Source organism: Aeromonas sp. S12(2024) (assembly GCF_041402305.1).
In the GTDB taxonomy this organism is placed as follows: Bacteria; Pseudomonadota; Gammaproteobacteria; order Enterobacterales; family Aeromonadaceae; genus Aeromonas; species Aeromonas veronii.
In genome coordinates, this window is the sequence record NZ_JBGLRB010000001.1 from 222237 (window position 1) to 239240 (window position 17004).

At 56.1% G+C, this 17004-nt stretch carries 13 protein-coding genes; 7 read left to right on the forward strand and 6 right to left on the reverse strand.

What is annotated here, in order from left to right; genetic code table 11:
- The first annotated feature begins 14 nt into the window (after positions 1 to 14).
- The 6 genes from ACB035_RS01025 to ACB035_RS01050 all read left to right on the forward strand — a co-directional run bounded on the left by ACB035_RS01025 (position 15) and on the right by ACB035_RS01050 (position 6632).
- Complete coding sequence (locus ACB035_RS01025; RefSeq protein WP_108542347.1) at positions 15 to 275, forward strand: hypothetical protein; 261 nt, start codon at positions 15 to 17, stop codon at positions 273 to 275.
- A 57-nt stretch (positions 276 to 332) separates the two neighbouring features.
- Entirely contained in the window at positions 333 to 977 is a 645-nt protein-coding gene (locus tag ACB035_RS01030; RefSeq protein ID WP_304520030.1) for a YjbF family lipoprotein, read from the forward strand.
- Positions 974 to 1720, forward strand: coding sequence for a capsule biosynthesis GfcC family protein (locus tag ACB035_RS01035; protein ID WP_236366572.1), 747 nt, complete (start codon positions 974 to 976; stop codon positions 1718 to 1720). The genes ACB035_RS01030 and ACB035_RS01035 overlap by 4 nt, the downstream gene beginning before the upstream one ends.
- Positions 1720 to 3831 carry a YjbH domain-containing protein gene (locus ACB035_RS01040; RefSeq protein ID WP_371166460.1) on the forward strand — a complete coding sequence of 704 codons (2112 nt, stop codon included), beginning with the start codon at positions 1720 to 1722 and terminating at the stop codon, positions 3829 to 3831. The genes ACB035_RS01035 and ACB035_RS01040 overlap by 1 nt, the downstream gene beginning before the upstream one ends.
- 178 nt (positions 3832 to 4009) lie before the next feature.
- Positions 4010 to 5665: a Wzy polymerase domain-containing protein gene (locus tag ACB035_RS01045; RefSeq protein ID WP_371166461.1), complete on the forward strand. Its 1656-nt coding sequence runs from the start codon at positions 4010 to 4012 to the stop codon at positions 5663 to 5665.
- A 556-nt stretch (positions 5666 to 6221) separates the two neighbouring features.
- On the forward strand, positions 6222 to 6632 hold the full coding sequence (locus ACB035_RS01050) for an H-NS family nucleoid-associated regulatory protein (protein ID WP_005344269.1): 411 nt from the start codon (positions 6222 to 6224) through the stop codon (positions 6630 to 6632).
- 536 nt (positions 6633 to 7168) lie between these two features.
- On the opposite strand, the gene ACB035_RS01055 is transcribed toward ACB035_RS01050, so the two are convergent.
- The 6 genes from ACB035_RS01055 to nadK all read right to left on the reverse strand — a co-directional run bounded on the left by ACB035_RS01055 (position 7169) and on the right by nadK (position 15938).
- Entirely contained in the window at positions 7169 to 8533 is a 1365-nt protein-coding gene (locus ACB035_RS01055) for an efflux transporter outer membrane subunit (RefSeq protein WP_371166462.1), read from the reverse strand.
- Between the two features lie 2 nt (positions 8534 to 8535).
- On the reverse strand, positions 8536 to 10509 hold the full coding sequence (locus ACB035_RS01060) for a MacB family efflux pump subunit (RefSeq protein WP_371166463.1): 1974 nt from the start codon (positions 10507 to 10509) through the stop codon (positions 8536 to 8538).
- Positions 10506 to 11669 (reverse strand): macrolide transporter subunit MacA, encoded by a 1164-nt coding sequence (gene macA / locus ACB035_RS01065; protein ID WP_047439138.1) that lies wholly within the window; start codon positions 11667 to 11669, stop codon positions 10506 to 10508. Before macA ends, ACB035_RS01060 begins: the two co-directional genes overlap by 4 nt.
- Before the next feature lie 250 nt (positions 11670 to 11919).
- Entirely contained in the window at positions 11920 to 12810 is an 891-nt protein-coding gene (locus ACB035_RS01070; RefSeq protein ID WP_371166464.1) for a manganese-dependent inorganic pyrophosphatase, read from the reverse strand.
- A gap of 328 nt (positions 12811 to 13138) precedes the next feature.
- Positions 13139 to 14803: a DNA repair protein RecN gene (recN, locus tag ACB035_RS01075; protein ID WP_106842548.1), complete on the reverse strand. Its 1665-nt coding sequence runs from the start codon at positions 14801 to 14803 to the stop codon at positions 13139 to 13141.
- Positions 14804 to 15053: 250 nt separating this feature from the next.
- Entirely contained in the window at positions 15054 to 15938 is an 885-nt protein-coding gene (gene nadK, locus ACB035_RS01080) for an NAD(+) kinase (RefSeq protein WP_005338038.1), read from the reverse strand.
- Between the two features lie 291 nt (positions 15939 to 16229).
- On the opposite strand from nadK, the gene grpE reads away from it, so the two are divergent.
- Positions 16230 to 16805: a nucleotide exchange factor GrpE gene (gene grpE / locus ACB035_RS01085; protein WP_005338036.1), complete on the forward strand. Its 576-nt coding sequence runs from the start codon at positions 16230 to 16232 to the stop codon at positions 16803 to 16805.
- Positions 16806 to 17004: the final 199 nt, after the last annotated feature.

The following is a 17004-nucleotide window of genomic DNA, read 5'->3' on the forward strand; positions in this document are numbered from 1 at the left end:
CAAGGAAAGATGAAATGAAAAAAACCGCCCTGATTCTGGCTGCTGCCATGGCATTCTCTCATGGTGTGATGGCTGCTGAAGAAACTGCTGCTACTGCATCCACCGGTTCTGCCGGCGCCGCAGGTGCTGGTGCTGCCAGTGCTGCTGCCATCGGGACTGGCACCATTGTTGCCGTTGGTGTAGGTGCTGCGGTTATTGCTGGTGTTGCCATTGCAAATGCCAACTCCAACGATGATGCCGGCCGTGGTACCGGAACCACAACCAGTACTCGTTAATATGATATAGGGCTGCTTTGGCAGCCTTATTTTTTTATTTGTCACTGTGGTCACTCTATGTCTTTATCGCGCAATCTTGTTTTTCTTGGTTTGTTATCTCTCACCGGTTGTTCAAATACTGCTTTTGTGACGAGCGAAACTATCAAATATGCCGTGTTGGGGGCTGATGATGTGACCGTCAGTGCCGAGCATGTCAATAAACTGCCTTATGCAAGTGCTTATCTGAAAATCGGTGATAACCCGCGGATCTTCGTGGTATTGGCTTATGTCAATGGAGATGAACTCTCCTGGCTGACAGCCGATCGGGTCATGATTATAACCCGCCACGGTAGGGTCATTAAAACTGTCGGTATGGAAAATGACCTGGTCATGAGCGAGAGTGCTTCTGCCGACCCACTGTCGATGGCTGCTACCTCATCTGCCAACTGGAGTACCTTGTCAGAGTGGGAACAGCGCTATCTCAGCGGCTACCGTCTTGAAGGGACGATGGTCCGTGCCGGACAGGATGAGCTGGATCTGGTGACGCGCCGAGTTTCAGCTACGCGTTTTGAAGAGACGGTTTCAATGTTCCCGGGGGGGAAATCCTGGACCAATGTATTCTGGCGAGATCCGGTTAATGGACAGGTAGTAAAAACCCAGCAACATCTCGGCCCTGATCTGCCGGTCATTGAACTCACCATTTTGAAGCCATTCTCGTCATGAAAAAACTGACCCTATCTCTTTTATTGCTGTCCGGTGCTTGCTTCGCGGATACCAGTGTCAGCATTTACTATCAGGGGCGTCTTCAAGATCCCATCACCTTGAGTGAAGGGGCACGCCTTGACGCCTTGCTGAGAAACAAGCTGCTGCCATCACCCATCTATTGGCGCTCTGCCCAGATTACGACGCCGGCCCGTCAACATGAGTTTGAGCTCAAGCAGGCGGCGGTGATCCGTGAGTTGGAGAGTCTGGCGAGCATATGGCGTAGCGAAGGTGAGGCTCAACGTGCCTCTTCTGCTACTCGTCTTGCACATCAACTCGAAGGCATCACCGTTACCGGCCGTTTGCCTGTGATAGTTGATCCTGACAATGCCCAGCGCTCCCCGCAGGATAACCCTCGCCTGGAAGGCAACTACCGACTGTTTGTTGCTGCCCGCCAGCCTCAGGTTGCCATGTTTGGCCTGATGGAAGCGCTCCCCACGTTGCCTCTGGTTCCCGGTGCAGGTGTCGATGAATATTGGAAGCGTGATGCGCTGCTGGAGGGGGCCGACTCGGCTCATCTGCTGTTGATCCAGCCAACCGGTGATATCGAGATGGTCCCCGTTGCCGTCTGGAACAAGCTTCATCGTGAACCCATGGCGGGGGCTGCACTGCTGGTCGGGTTTGATCCTGACCTGTTGCCCTCTTCATTTGCCGGAATAAATCAGCGGATCGCCGAGATAATTGCAAACAGGGTGCCTCATTAATGATTCCAAAACTTTCATATATTGCCCTGGCCGTCTCGACCGTTTGTGTTGCTGCACCCGGGGCGAATGATCCCTATGGCCCATCGCAAAGTGATTTCGGTGGGGCAGGTCTGCTGCAGATGCCCAGTGCCAGAATGGCCGCAGAAGGCGAGTTCAGTTTCAACTACATGGATAACGAAGAGTATCGACGCTGGTCGATCTCCATGCAGCCCTTTGACTGGTTTGAGGCCACGCTGCGTTATACCGATGTCAGAACTCGTCTGTATAGCCCTTACGAGCAGTTCAGCGGGGATCAGACTTATAAAGACAAGTCGATGGATTTTAAATTCCGACTTTGGCAAGAGTCTGATTACTTACCCCAAGTATCATTGGGCTTCAGAGACTTGATGGGGACTGGCCTGTTCGATAGCGAGTACGTTGTTGCCAGTAAACGTTATGGCCCGTTTGATTTCACCCTTGGAATGGGCTGGGGGAATATGGCCGAGAGCGGCAATATCAAGAACCCCTTCTGTGAATACAAAGAGAGTTGGTGCCAGCGTAATGATGGTTATGCGGGCAATGGCGGCAAATTTGAGGTCGATAGTCTGTTCCACGGCCCGGCGGCCTTGTTTGGCGGTATCGAGTATCAGACGCCATGGCGCCCTTTGCGTCTGAAACTGGAATATGACGGTAATGATTACAGCCGCGAGTATGCGGCCCGTAACAGCAAAGGCGGCTATGGAGCCTTGCCGCATAGCTCACCTGTCAACATCGGTGCCGTGTATCGTATTTTCGATAATATGGATACTCATCTCAGCTATCAGCGTGGCAATACCCTGATGTGGGGTATTACTATGCGGACCAACTTTAATGAGTTGCAGCAGGCCCATCTGGATGAGCCCCGGCCTGAGTATCAACCGGAAAAGAGTCCGGCCCAACTGGATGATGTCGATTGGGCTGCACTCAGTGCGCAGACGAAAAGCAATGCCGGATATCGTGATCTGGTCTGGTATGGCACGGACGATCGTGTTTTTGTCAGCGGTGAGCAGCTGAAGTATCGCAAGCCAGATGAAGCCGAAGCTCGAATGTCATTATTGGCCGCGAATGCGTTGCCCGCTTCCGTTCACTCTCTGCATATCGTTGAGCAGAAGAAAGGGCTCGATATCCGTGAGACTGTAGTGGACATGGACTCTGTACGGTTGGCAAACAGTGACCTCCCATTGGGACAAGAGACTACTTATAAGTCGGATGTCATCGCAGCCAATGCACCGTCGGCACCTGTTCGCCATGAAAGTCGCAGCTCGGCGCTGAGTTACAGTGTGGATCCTGTGTTGAACCAGTCTGTTGGGGGGCCGGAGTCTTTCTACATGTATCAGCTTGGTCTCAACTTCAATGGTGATTGGCGGGTGACCGAGAAGAACTGGCTGGGGGGCACAGTATTTGTGAACCTGGCCGATAACTACGACAAGTTCAATTACAAGAATCCACCGCTGGACGGGGATGCTTTGCCCAGGGTGAGAACCTGGATCCGGGAGTATGTCAGTTCCTCCGATGTATTGCTTAACAACCTGCAAGCGACCCATTTCGAGCAGTTCTCACCTGAGTGGTATGGTCAGGCTTATGCCGGTTATCTGGAGATGATGTACGCCGGTGGTGGTGCCGAACTGCTGTATCGTCCTTTTGGTCGTTCATGGGCGATTGCGGCTGATGTGAACTGGGTCAAGCAACGGGATTGGAACAATACCTTGCGGATGGCCGATTACGATGTGGCAACAGGCCATGTGACCGGTTATTGGCAACTGCCCTATGTTGATGATGTGACTGCCCAGCTCTCTATTGGCCGTTATCTGGCAGGGGATGTCGGGGCGACATTGGATCTGTCCAAACGCTTCTCATCCGGCGTTGTGGCAGGGGTGTTTGCAACGCTGACCGATGTGTCTGCTGATGAGTATGGAGAGGGGAGTTTCACTAAAGGTATCTATGTGACGATTCCCTTCGACTTGATGCTGCTCCGCCCGACAACCAGCAAAGGCTCGATTGGCTGGATGCCATTGACCAGAGATGGGGGCCAGATGTTGGCCAGAAAATACAGTCTTTACAGTTTGAGTAGCAACGCGTCATTTCCTGACTAATTAATGCTATAGCTTGAGTAAAGCGCTCTGAATATGGTTGTATGAAACACCATTTTTTCAGAGCGCTTTTTTTATGCCTACATTTCCGTCCACCGGGTCATCAGTGCTATCAGCCCATCGGGAAAAGCGAGTATTTTTTCTCTTTTGGGGGATAAGCATACTTTGGCTGGGACTTGGAATGCATTTTTTCATGCATAACCCGGGTGGGGCAGGTCTCTATCTTCCTTTCAACGCATGGGGATGGATATTTGCTTCTTTGATGATCTGTCTGGGGTTGTGGCATATCACGTCGAAAGGCGAATTGGTGTCCAGCAGGCTCTTGCAAGTTTGGGGGGGCGCGATTGTATTGATGCTGCTACCCATGGCGTGGTCTGACGCCACCTTGCGTGATTACGCACTTCCTCGCCTCGGTGGTCTTGTCGGCGGCGGATTATTTCTCTTCTCGCTCTATCAGTTCCGTCTTGCACAGAAGGCGCGTCAACAGCTATTGACGCTTATGCTGGTTGCGATAGCTATCGAAATGACTTTGGGTCTGGTGCAGTATTACCTGCTAACACCGGGCAATTGGCTTGGCTATGACACCAAAGCAAATCGTCCATATGGCATTTTTCAGCAACCCAACGTGATGGCCAGTTTTATGGCCACCGGTTTGTCTCTGGCTGCTTGGCTAAATACCCTCAACCAACATCGATGGCTGAAGGCACTTCAGGGTTATGTGATCGTTGGTTCAGTGGTGTTGCTGATTGTTCTTCAATCCAGAGTTGGGCAATTGGGTGGAATATTGGCTTTGCTGATGATGCTTCCCTGGTTGAAGAGAAACCACGCTTTGAAGGTGACTCTTTCATGTGTCTTATTGGGCGTGCTGTTCGGACTCGCATCTCTGTATGGTGTGGAAGGGGTCAAGCGGGGTCTTTCTGTCTATCAGTCGGGGGGGTATCGTACGATTTATTGGTCGTATGCATTGCACCTGGTGTCACAGCATCCTTTTACCGGATGGGGGTATGGTTCTTTCGAATCTGTATTCCTGCATAACTATATGGCAGATAAGTTATTGAATCCGGCAATGCCACAGATTGAGTACAACCTTGATCATCCTCATAATGAGTTGCTCTATTGGGCTGTTGAAGGGGGTATCTTGCCTGTCATCGGGCTCTTGGTGATGGGGGCCGCTGTGATATGGCGTGTAGCGGGTCAATCCAGGTCGCATGGATTGGCCTTATTGGCATTAGTCGTACCCATTACACTTCATACCCAGGTCGAATATCCCCTCTATCACTCCATTGCTCACTGGATTTTTTTATTGATGTTGGTCTGGTATATCGATGAAACCTGTGGGGCAGACGCAGCCAGAGGGATAGCCGTATACCGTTACCCCCATAAGTTGTTGTTACTCTTTCTGGCGGTTTCCATCCCCTTGTTTATCGTACCATTCATGTTGACTGCGCTTCATACGGCCTGGGTCGTCACCAAATACGAACGGGGTGGGTATAAGGAGCCAGCATTGTTGCTGGATATTATTAATCCAATGGCTTGGTTGACGCGGGTTGAGTTTGATGTAAATGCGGTACGATTGATGGTGGGTTTACAGACTCAGAATAAGACCGAACTGGAGGCTTACCTGGCATGGGGGCAAGATTTTGTTCGCCATACACCCAGAGCAAATATCTACGCGAACATGGTTGTTGCATTGAATGCGTTGGGGCGCCCTGACGAGGCTCGTAATTTAAGAGCCGAAGCGCTCCGTTGGTATCCAAAAGAACCATTGCTGATTGAGGCAACCTCTAAACCAATGGTCAGTGGTGTGGATACGTTACCTACTGGAGCAGCCAACTAAGGCTTGGAAAATGGGATATGAGGCAATCATAGCGGCTTGTCTCTATCCCGTTATAGCTGTAGGAATGAACCTGTGGTTTCCGTGCAAAAGGTAAGGTAGAGGGGAAACACACCTTTAGTCGCGCGCCTTTTTTATGTTCATCGGGCTGGTTTTAACTTGTTGTTTCTAAACGATTTTAATCCATGGCGCGATCGATTGGGTAATATGACGCATGGTCTTAATCTGCTCATGATGCGAGCAGGCATCGTTCTATTTTTTTATGCAGGTACTGCTCAGGAATCGTTTGACGCACTAGTTGTATTTTCTGAAAAATGTTGATGGCAATTACCCTGAACCTCATATTAATAGTTTCAGATGTGTATGTTCGATTTGGTGGTGATATCAAAAGAGATGTCTAGGCGAGATAGGTTTAATGGGTGAAAGCGTGAGTTTGTTGGCAAGTTTATTTTCATATTCTTTCCAAGTATGCCCTGATAGTAAAAATTGCATGTAGTTATGAATTGTCCATGCTATTCTGAAACAGTTATCCCTGTAACCGACTTTTTGTGAGGAAATAATGAACGAGTTTCTGAAAGTTCTGCTGAACATTCGCAGTCTGCGTGCGGCTATTCGTGAGCTGCCGTTTGAGCAACTGCTGGAAGCTAAAGAGAAGTTTGACCTGGTTTACCAAGAGCGCGCCGATTCTGTGGAACAGGAGCGTGCTGAACAGGAAGAGCGTCAGCGCAAGCTGAATGAATTCACCGAAATGCTGCAGCAGGCTGGTATTGATCCTCGCGAGCTGTTGGCGACTGCCGCAGCTCCGGCTGCTGCGACTGGCGCTGCCAAGAGCAAACGTGCTCCGCGTCCGGCTAAATACAAGTACGAAGAAGATGGCCAGGAAAAAACTTGGACCGGTCAAGGCCGTATGCCAAAAGCCATTGCTGCTCAAGTAGCACTGGGTAAAGACCTGAACGATTTCCTGATCTAATTCGTCAGGTTCAGAGATTGAATAATGCCGCCCTTGAGCGGCATTATTTTTGCCGTTTTACTCGTGGTTATCCAATCCGACCCTTCTCCCCACTGTTATCTACATCCTCGCTTGTATCCTTATTACCGTCGTTTCACTTCACTGTTGCTTTTGTCAATATCACTCATTGTTTGCGATTAATTTTGTCGTGCAGGATTAACTGCGTGATATCGCTATTTGTATGCGTCGTGCAGATATGCGCTTCGGATATGTCTCTCATGATTCACGGGGCGCGGCTTGGCAAGAGCCGAGCTCTCTGCTGATGGAATATCCGGTAACCGTTATCTCCGGTCAGGGTGCGTGAGGGATAGAGATAGCCGCGAGGTATAGCCGGGATATTCTGGGTCGCCGATGCATGTAATTGGCTGCGCTGCCATGACTGCCCCTGATAATGGGCAATGGAGTTCGGCTGCCGTGTGGGCGAGGGAATTCTGTGCGGTCTATGGCGATGATATTCCCCACTCTGCCGGCAGAGTGGGGAATGGCCAGGTGAAGCGCTATCGGGGCGTCACGCTATCGCTGCCGCCCAGGGCGCGATAGATTTTGGCAGTGGTGGTGAGCTGCTCTTTTTGCTGGGCCAGCAGGCTCTGCTGGGCATCCCACAGTCGGTTCTGCTCATCAAGCCAGGCTTGCACGCCGGTCGCACCCGCCTGGAAGCGAGCCTTGGCCAGTAGTTCGGCCTCCTGGGCATAACTCAGTTGTTCCTGCAGATAATCGAGTCGCTGCTGGCCATAGTGGCGTGCGGCCAGATTGTCTTCCACCTCCACCAGTGCGGTGTAGAGCTGTTTGCGAAACTCGGTTTCAGCAATCTGGTAATCCAGCTCTGAGCTTTCGATGGCGAGCTGGGTGCGGTTGTATTCAAGGAAGGGGAGGGCGAGGCTGGCTCCCAGCGTACCTACCGGATTTTGCAGCACCTGCGCCAATCTATCGGATGCGGTGCTGGCGCTGCCAGTCAGGGTCAGGCTGGGGTAGAAGCTGGTGCGGATCTCGTCCCCCTTTGCCAGCGTCTTGCGCAGCCGCAATTCGGCCGCTTTGACATCGGGGCGGCGAGCCAGCACATCGGCTGGAATACCCACCGCAAGTTCAGGAATGGTCTGCTTTGCAAGGGAAGCGGGTGCATACTCCAGCGACCCGCTGCTGCGGCCCAGCAACAGACGCAGGGCATTGCGAGCTTGCTCCTGCTGCGCCTTGAGGGAGGCCAGCTCAGCCTGTTTTCCTGCCAACAGTTGGCGTGCCTGCGCCAGATCGAGTCGGGTAATGGCGCCAGCCTGGTATTTGGTCTGGGTCAGCTGCTCAGTTCGGGACAGGTTGGCCAACTGCTGTTCTCCGAGCGTGATGGCAGAGCCGAGATAGCCGAGCTGCCAATACTGCTCCAGGGTATTGCCGATCAGCAGTAGTCGGGTGCTGGCGAGATCCTGCTCGCTTGCCGCCGCTTCCCAGCTTGCCTGATCTCGCACCGAGGCAAGCTTGCCCCACAAATCCACTTCGTAACTGAGGCTCAGCGAGGGGCCCAGACTGTTGGTGTCTTTGCCGGTTTTCAGATCCTTGTTGCCACTGGCTGCGATAGTGCCATTGACCGAGGGGGTGAGGTTGGTATCGGCCTGCTCGGCGCCCAGTCGGGCGCTTTTGAGCTTGAGGGCCGCCACATGCATGTCCGGGTTGGCGGCCAGAACCGCCTCGACCAATTTGTCGAGCTGGGGATCATGAAATTCCCGCCACCAGGGGCTGGCTTGCGCAGCCAGTTGGGCGCCCTCTGCTTGTTGCCATGTGGGGGCGATCGCCAGCTGGGGTCTTTGATAGGTGCTGTGCTGACTGCAGCCGCTGAGGGCCATAGAGAGAGCCAGCCAGGAGAGTTTGTGCATTGTTATTCCCTCGCCAGTGCAACAACAGGGTCGAGCCGCGCCGCATTGCGTGCCGGCAGGTAACCAAACAGGATCCCGATGAGTGATGAGCAGCCAAAGGCCATCAGGATGGAGAAGAGCGAGAACTGCATCTTGATGGAGTCCACCAGCAGTGAAAAGAGTGCGCCAATGCCCAGCGAGAGGCCGACGCCGAAGATCCCCCCCAGCAGGCTCACCATCACAGCTTCAATCAGGAACTGCTGCAGAATATCCGACTGGCGGGCGCCCACGGCCATGCGAATGCCGATCTCGCGGGTGCGCTCCACCACCGACACCAGCATGATGTTCATCACGCCCACCCCGCCGACGATCAGCGAGATCACCGCGATGGCCGAGACCATCAGGGTCATGGTTGCCGTGGTTTTCTCCACCGATTTGATGATGCTGTCGCTACTGAAGGTGAAGAAATCCTTCACCCCGTGGCGCTTGGTGATCAGCTCGATCACTGCCTGCTCGGCCAGTGCCGGTTGTACCCCGTCTTTGACCCGGATGGTGATCTGGCTGAAGTGGTGCTGCGAGATGAGGCGACTCATCACCGCGCTGTAGGGCAGCCAGATATTGACCGACTGGCTGGTGGGGCCGAAGCCGGTCTCCTGCGAAACCACACCGACAATCCGCACCGGCAAGGTGCCGACCAGCACCACCTTGCCGACCGGCTCCTCCTTGTCAAGCAGGCTGGTGATACTCTTCTTGTCCACCACGGCGACGGCGGCACGCTGCTGGATATCTTGCCACTCCAGTAAGCGACCACTGACCAGCGTCATCCCCTTTACCTTGAAATAGTCGTTGCCGACCCCGGTCACGTTGCCGCTGTTGGTCTTGTTGCGATAGCGCAACTGGCCTGAGCTGCCGATCTCGGGGCTGGCGCCCGCAAGATAGGGCTGCCCCAGCAGGGCATCGAGATCCCCCTTGTTGAGGGTCTGGATGCTGGCCATCTTCTCATCGCCCCATCCCTTGCCCGGGAAGATTTCGATGGTGTTGGTGCCCATCGCATTGATCTGGTCGATCACCTTGGCGCGCGCCCCTTGCCCCAGCGCCACCACGCTCACCACGGCGGCGATGCCGATGATGATGCCGAGCATGGTGAGGAAGGCGCGCATCCGGTGGGCTAGCATGGCATGGATCGCCATCCGTCCCGCTTCCCGATAACGATCCCAGTCGTGACCCATGGCGCCTTTAGTGGGCACTATTTTTTGAGGGGCTACGGCGGTGGCTGGAGCCAACACGGCCGTTTGGCAGGGGCCGCTATCTTGTTCAATCCGACCATCCTTGAGAGTGATGATCCGGTCGGCATGGCTGGCCACGTTCATATCGTGGGTGACCAGAATGATGGTGTGGCCCTGAGCGTGCAGCTCCTTGAGGATTGCCATCACCTCCTTGCCGCTCTGGCTATCCAGTGCGCCGGTCGGTTCATCGGCGAGGATCACTTCGCCGCCATTGGCCAGCGCCCGGGCGATACTGACCCGCTGCTGCTGACCGCCGGAGAGTTGGCCAGGGGTATGGTGGCTGCGATCGGCCAGCCCCAGTCTGCCCAGCAGCTGACGCGCGCGCGCCTGGCGATCCAGGCGGCTGGTGCCGGCATAGACGGCGGGGATCTCCACGTTGGCGGCGGCATCAAGATGGGGCAGCAGGTGGTAACGCTGAAAGATAAAGCCGAAGTGGTGGCAGCGCAGGCGGGCCAGCGCCAACGCATCCATGGTCGCGGTGTCCTGACCGCGAAACAGGTACTGGCCGCCGCTCGGGCTATCGAGACAACCCAGCAGGTTCATCAAGGTCGACTTACCGGAGCCGGACGCGCCGACAATGGCGATCATCTCTCCTGCCGTGATAGTGAGATCAAGAGGGTGGAGCACGGTGACTTCGCTGTCGCCGCTCTGGTAGCGTCGCTCGACCCCTTTCAGCTGGATCAACGGCAGCTGGTTCAGGGGCTCACTCATAGCATCACCGCCATCTCATCATTGTCGGCGGGGGCTCCGTGATTGAGCTGCACCTCCTCCTTCTCACTCAGCCCGCTGATCACCTCAATGCGGATCTCGTCCTTCATACCAGTCTTGATATGGCGGGTTTCGGTTGTTTCATCGTCCTTGATCACGGTGACTTCATACTCGTTGTCACCCAGCGACTTGCCGAGGGCGGTTTGCGGCACAGTGAGCACCTGCTTGCGCTCGCCGAGCACTATGGTCACCTGGGTGGTCATTGCCACCCGCAGGGTATGGTCGGGATTGGGCACATCGAACAGGGCGTAGTAGTAGACCGCCGCATTGTTGGTGGTGGTGCCGGTGGTGGCCTGATCGTTGATGTTGGTAGGCGCTAACTCCACGGCGCGAAGCGTACCCTGATAGCGGGTATCCGGATCGCCAATGAGGGTGAAGTAGACTGGCATGCCGGCTTTGACCTTGGTGACATCAGCTTCAGAGATCTGCGCCTTGACCGTCATGGTCTCGAGGTTGGCCAGCTTGAGCACGGTCGGCACCGTCTGGCTGGCTGCCAGGGTCTGGCCCTGACGGGTCACAATGCTGATGACGGTGCCATCCATCGGCGCCAGGATCTTGGTGTAGCCCAACTCGGTCTTGGCCCGATCAACCTTGATCAGGGCGTTGTCGATATTGGCCTGGCTGTTTTGCAGCTCGGCGCGGGTGACAGCCAGCAGTGCCTCGGCACTCTCCAGATCGGCCCGTGAGCTCGCCTCCTGCTTGAACATCTGCTGCTGGCGCCGCCAGGCGAGTTCGTTCTGTTTGAGTTGCGCCTGCTTGATCTTGAGCTGGGCGCGGTTGCTGGCAAGCTCCGCCTCGGCCGTCTTGAGGTTGTTCTGGGCAATCAGGGGATCGATCTCGGCCAGCAGGTCTCCCTGCTTGACCTGATCTCCGGCCTCGACGGCCAGCTTGGTAACCTGACCGGAGACCTGGGCCCCCACATCCACCTGTTCTACGGCCTGCAGCACACCACTGGCCAGCACGGTCTGGGCAATATCCTCGCGGGTCACCTGAGCGGTCAGCATCGCCTTGGGTGGTTGACTGGGCCAGAGCAGCCAGCCGAGGAGCACCACGGCGATCAGCATGGTGATGGCCAGGGTTCTCTGCTTGGGGGTTATGTTCATCGATCACCTGAATGGAAACGGAAAAGGTTGTGCGCGGCGATTATCCTGCAGCAAAGCCCTGATAAATAACAGCCGCAAATATGTAAGCAAAGTTATGGCGTTAACTATCAATAAGTCGTGAAAGGAGTAAACGAGAGACCGCAGTGGTGAGCAAGATGGTCAGCAAGAGGATAGGGAGTGCCGCTTGCGGTGGCGATGAAAAAGCCCTGCGCAGAGGCAGGGCTTTGGAATAGGTGATGGCGAGGGAGGATCAGGCCTTGGCCAGCAGATCCATCACCCAGGGCAGACCCTGCTTCTTGCGGCTGACAAAGCCCGGGTGGTAGCTGGACTCGGCCGGTACTTTGGCGTGCTCGGTAAAGTAGATACGGCTGGCTGCGGCCGTCAGGTCAGTCACCATCAGCACGAAGAAGTCGAGCCCTTCGCCTTCAACACGGTGCGCCATCTCTTGCTGCAGAGTTTCGATCTGGTCGGCAAGCTGTTGTTCGCTGCCCACTTCAATCTGGCTCATGATGAAGTTCAGACCTTCGGCCTGGAATGCCTTCTCATCCTGCTGCAGCAGTTGAGCTGGGGTCAGGCCGCTCAGGTCGGTTTTCGCCATCAGCAGCTGTTGGCCGAATTCGGCCAGCGATACTTCGGCCAGTGGTGCCAGACGCTCACAGGCGATCTTGTCCTGCTCGGTGGTGGTCGGCGAGGTGAGACAGAGGGTATCGCTCATGATGGCACCCAGCATCAGGCGAGCCTGGCTGCGGGTCACAGTGTCTTGCTGGCTCAGCAGGTCGAAGGCGATGGTGCAGGTGCAGCCGACGGCCCGGATCCAGGCATCCAGCGGAGACTGGGTGACCAGAGTGCCGAGACGGTGGTGATCCACCAGGCCCAGTACATTGGCCTGGGAGAGGGTAGCGGGGCCCTGCTCCAGATCACTGAAATCCACCAGCCAGACATCTTCACCGGTCAGATCTTTGGTCAGCAACTCGGGTTCGCTGACGCCAGCCTGCTCCAGAATAAAACGGGTTTCAGTGCGCAGGTCACCCAGACGCCATGGGGTGGCCTGACGGCCCTGGCCATTGAGCCAGTCGGTGATAACCAGCGCACTGCAGATACTGTCGCTATCAGGATTCTTGTGACCAAAAACGTGGATCATAGACAAAGCCTCACAATTGGATACCCATAAAGGGGGGCAACACTATGCGAAATCCGCCACATGAAGGCAACCGGATCCACACCCATGTTGCTGCCAGCTTCGCCTAACTCGCCATTTTATTGATCTGGGTCGGTAATCCTGACGCGAGTTCAGTTATCACAGTTGGCTATTGGCTATTGGCTATTGGCTATTGGCTATTGGCTATTGGCTATTGGCTATTGGCTATTACTGGCTGCGCAGGCCATAGCTCTCGCCTGTGCCTGCGCAGTCAGCATGTTCGGTCAGCGCTATCAGTCGCCATCGCTGCAAATTGGCTTTATCACCTGATTCATCGACGCAGCAGCTCGCGGGCATTGGCCAAGGTGTTGTCAGTGATCTGGTCGCCTCCAAGCAGCCGTGCCAATTCATTGAGACGGGCAGCCTCATCAAGGGCACTCATTTGGGTTTCGGTGGTTTTGCCATCGGTATGCTTGCTCACCACCATATGCTGGTGGCCGTTGCCTGCCACCTGAGGCAAGTGAGTGACCACCATCACCTGAGTGGACTCGCCGAGCTGGCGCAGCAGGCGACCCACCACGGCGGCAGTCGGGCCGCTGATCCCCACATCCACTTCATCGAAAATCAGGGTCGGAGTGGAGACCTTGCGAGCGCTGATCACCACGATGGCAAGGCTGATACGCGACAGTTCACCGCCCGAAGCTACCTTGCCAAGCGGCTGGATCGGTTGGCCCGGGTTGGTGGTGACCATAAATTCGACCCGATCTATACCCAGCGGAGAGAGGCTGCTCTGGGCATCGGGGCGCACCTCGATGGCAAAGCGGCCATCGGGCATCGCCAGTTCGTGCATGCTGCTGGTTACCTTGGCGCCCAGCTCCTGGGCGTAACGCTGACGGCTCTGGCTCAGGGCCTCGGCGGCCTGGACAAAAGCCTGACGAGCCTCGGCCAGCTCATCTTCCATCCCCTCTAACCGCTCCTCATCGGAGTTGAGGCGGGCGAGATCAGAGGCCAGCTCCTGATGGTACTGAGCCAGATCTGCCGGTTTGACGTGGTGCTTGCGGGCCAGATTGATCGCCTTGGAGAGGCGAGCTTCCAGCTCGTTGAACCGCTCGGGATCCAGCTCCAGCCGATCGAGATAGCTGCGCAGCTCGCTGTGGCTCTCCTGCACCCCGATCAGGGCTTCGTTCAGCATCTCCAGTACCGGAGTGAGGCGGCTGTCCATGCTGACCAGCCCCTCGGCCCGATCGACGGCCGATTGCAGCAGGCCAGCGATAGTGGTCTCTTCGTTGTCATAGAGCAGATCGAGGCAAGCCCCGCACTCCTGCATCAGCTCGGTGCCGTTGGCGAGACGCTGGTGCTCCTCTTCTATCTCTTCGAACTCCCCCGGTTGCAGGGCGAATTCGTCCAGCTCCTGCACCTGATACTCGATCAGCTGGCGGCGGGCTTCCCGCTGCTGCTGTTCGGCCTTGAGCCGGTTCAGCTCGTTTTGCAGTTGACGCCACTGCTGATAGTGCTGTCGCACCTCGTCGAGCAGCAGATGGTGACCGGCATAGCCGTCGAGCAGGGCGAGCTGGTAGTCGGGTTTGAGCAGCATCTGGTGGGCATGCTGACCGTGTACGTTGACCAGCAGCTGACCCAGATTCTTGAGCTGGGTGAGGGGGACGGGCACGCCGTTGATATAGCTGCGGGAGCGACCCTCGGCGGAGATGACTCGCCGCACGATACACTCACCTTCGTTTTCCAGTTCGTTGGTGGCGAGCCAGGCGCGGGCGGCCGGGTTGTTGTCCAGCAGGAAGCGGGCGCTGACCTCGCTTTTATCGCTATCGGGTCGCACCATGCCCGCTTCGGCCCGCTCTCCGAGGCAGAGACCGAGAGCATCGATGGCGATGGATTTACCGGCACCGGTCTCACCTGTGATGCAGGTCATGCCCGGTTGCAGATCGAGTTCGAGAAACTTGACGATGGCGAAGTTGTTGACGGTCAGCTGGGTCAGCATGGTCTCATCCTGTATAGGTCAACATTACTGTGTATGCATCCAGTATATACTGGTCTTATATACAGTAAAGAGGGCGCCGTCATTTTTAACAAAGGAAAGCCGCGCCAGTGCGGTATGGCTATGAGAATGCGGTACTGACTATTGGCACGCGGTACGGATATGAGAGTGCAGGGGATGTTGCCACGACAGAAAAGAGAAGGGCGCCAATTCAGGCGCCCTCTCTGGCAATGCCGTTGTCGGTCAGCGCCGATTAAAACAGCTTGCTGCCCCAGCCGAGCTTGTTGCGCAGCACGTGGAAGTAGCTGTAGTCGAGCGGATGCACCAGATGAAGCTGGTGGTGGCTCTTCTTGATGAGGATCTCGTCCCCCGGGTGGACCGCCAGGGTCACCTGGCCATCACAGCTGACCTGCATGGCATCGTCCTGATTGTCGGGTGATACCAGCAGCCGCACTTCGCTGTCGGCATCGAGCACGATGGGGCGACTGCTCAGGGTGTGCGGGAACATGGGCACCAGCGTGATGGCATTGAGCTTGGGGGTGAGGATGGCGCCGCCCGCCGACAGGGAGTAGGCGGTGGAGCCCGTCGGGGTGGCCACTATGATGCCGTCCGAGCGCTGGCTATACATAAAGCTGCCATCGATATAGACCTCGAACTCGATCATATGGGCGATCTTGCCCGGGTGCAGTACTGCTTCATTCACCGCCAGATTGCTCGACTTGCGCTCGCCGTGGCGATAGACCGAGGCCTCCAGCAGGAAGCGGTGTTCGCTCTTGTAGTGGCCGGAGAGCACCTGCTCCAGTGGCAATAGATAATCTTGCGGCGAGAGGTCGGTCAGAAAGCCGAGGTTACCCCGGTTGACCCCGATCACCGCCACATCGAAGCGCGACAGCACCCGTGCCGCCCCCAGCATGTTGCCGTCACCGCCCACCACGATGGCGAGATCGGCCTGCTGGCCCAGTTGCACCAGATCCATCACGTTTTCATCGAGGATGCTCAGGGTCTGGGCGACCCGGCTCTCCACCAGTACCCGAAAGCCGCGGGCAGTCAGGTATTGATGCAGGCCGGTCAGCGTCTGGTTGGCCCCCTCATGGTGGGGTTTGCCAATCAGGGCGATGGTTTTGAACGGAGAATCCATAGTCAGTCAGATCTGGGATGGGTATTGCGGGCCAGTATACAGTGCTTTGCTCCGCTTGTGACGCTCTCCCGTGTGACGGGGCTGGCTATCCCCTTGAGGCTACAGGTTAAACGGTGAGCGGTAACCCGGATAAACCGACGGTTGCGGCTATTCAGCAACCCAGATTGCCCTTTACCCCTTGAAAGCCGGGGATGCATCCCCATAATAGCGCCAACATAGTCGGTCTGTTGTCGTCCGGTCGCTCAACCAGACGTCAGGGCCCTCATAAGTAACCCCGGAATTGGAGATGTCATGAACCACGAAGAGCAAAAGGTTGAAGCGATGGAGCAAGTGGAAGCCCAGCCAGTCGAGCCGACCGATGTAGACAGTGAAGTGACAGCCGAGCAGGCCCGTATTGCCGAACTGGAAGCGCAGCTGGAAACCGCCATCCAAAAAGCGGCGGAAGAGCGTGAACGCGCCCTGCGTACCGCCGCCGAGATGGAGAACCTGCGCCGTCGTACCGAGCTGGATGTGGAGAAGGCGCACAAATTCGCTCTGGAGAAGTTCGCCAATGAACTGCTGCCGGTGCTGGACAACCTTGAGCGTGCCATCGAACTGGCCGACAAGGAGAACGAAGCCCTCAAGCCGATGATCGAAGGTGTCGAGCTGACCCTGAAATCCATGCAGAGCGGCGTGGCCAAGTTTGGTCTGGTGGCGCTCGACCCGATCAACCAGCCGTTTGACCCCAACGCCCATCAGGCGATGAGCATGGTGCCGAGTGCCGATGTGGCCCCGAACACCGTCATTGCCGTGATGCAGAAGGGCTATGACCTCAACGGTCGGGTGATCCGTCCGGCCATGGTGATGATCGCCAAAGCGGTCGACTGATTGGCTGTGGGTGCCCGAGCCCGCCCTGTGGCGGGCTTTTTGTTTCGCAGTGCAGCACCTGTTCATCTTGCCCGGTTTACGGCTCAACGTGACCGCGCAACCATGACAAAGGGTGTGGTTTTTTAGGGTTGGGGCTTGAAGCTGCGTCTGGCGACCCCATATAGGTAGCAAGGCCGCGGCGGCACAAAAAATTTGATGC

Bases quoted from the DNA above. Each gene is read 5' to 3' on its own strand.
- grpE (WP_005338036.1), top strand. From the start codon at position 16,230: ATGAACCACGAAGAGCAAAAGGTTGAAGCGATGGAGCAAGTGGAAGCC.
- ACB035_RS01060 (WP_371166463.1), bottom strand. From the start codon at position 10,509: ATGAGTGAGCCCCTGAACCAGCTGCCGTTGATCCAGCTGAAAGGGGTC.
- ACB035_RS01040 (WP_371166460.1), top strand. From the start codon at position 1,720: ATGATTCCAAAACTTTCATATATTGCCCTGGCCGTCTCGACCGTTTGT.
- ACB035_RS01035 (WP_236366572.1), top strand. From the start codon at position 974: ATGAAAAAACTGACCCTATCTCTTTTATTGCTGTCCGGTGCTTGCTTC.
- ACB035_RS01045 (WP_371166461.1), top strand. From the start codon at position 4,010: ATGCATTTTTTCATGCATAACCCGGGTGGGGCAGGTCTCTATCTTCCT.
- ACB035_RS01070 (WP_371166464.1), bottom strand. From the start codon at position 12,810: ATGATCCACGTTTTTGGTCACAAGAATCCTGATAGCGACAGTATCTGC.
- macA (WP_047439138.1), bottom strand. From the start codon at position 11,669: ATGAACATAACCCCCAAGCAGAGAACCCTGGCCATCACCATGCTGATC.
- ACB035_RS01030 (WP_304520030.1), top strand. From the start codon at position 333: ATGTCTTTATCGCGCAATCTTGTTTTTCTTGGTTTGTTATCTCTCACC.
- recN (WP_106842548.1), bottom strand. From the start codon at position 14,803: ATGCTGACCCAGCTGACCGTCAACAACTTCGCCATCGTCAAGTTTCTC.
- ACB035_RS01025 (WP_108542347.1), top strand. From the start codon at position 15: ATGAAAAAAACCGCCCTGATTCTGGCTGCTGCCATGGCATTCTCTCAT.
- ACB035_RS01050 (WP_005344269.1), top strand. From the start codon at position 6,222: ATGAACGAGTTTCTGAAAGTTCTGCTGAACATTCGCAGTCTGCGTGCG.
- nadK (WP_005338038.1), bottom strand. From the start codon at position 15,938: ATGGATTCTCCGTTCAAAACCATCGCCCTGATTGGCAAACCCCACCAT.
- ACB035_RS01055 (WP_371166462.1), bottom strand. From the start codon at position 8,533: ATGCACAAACTCTCCTGGCTGGCTCTCTCTATGGCCCTCAGCGGCTGC.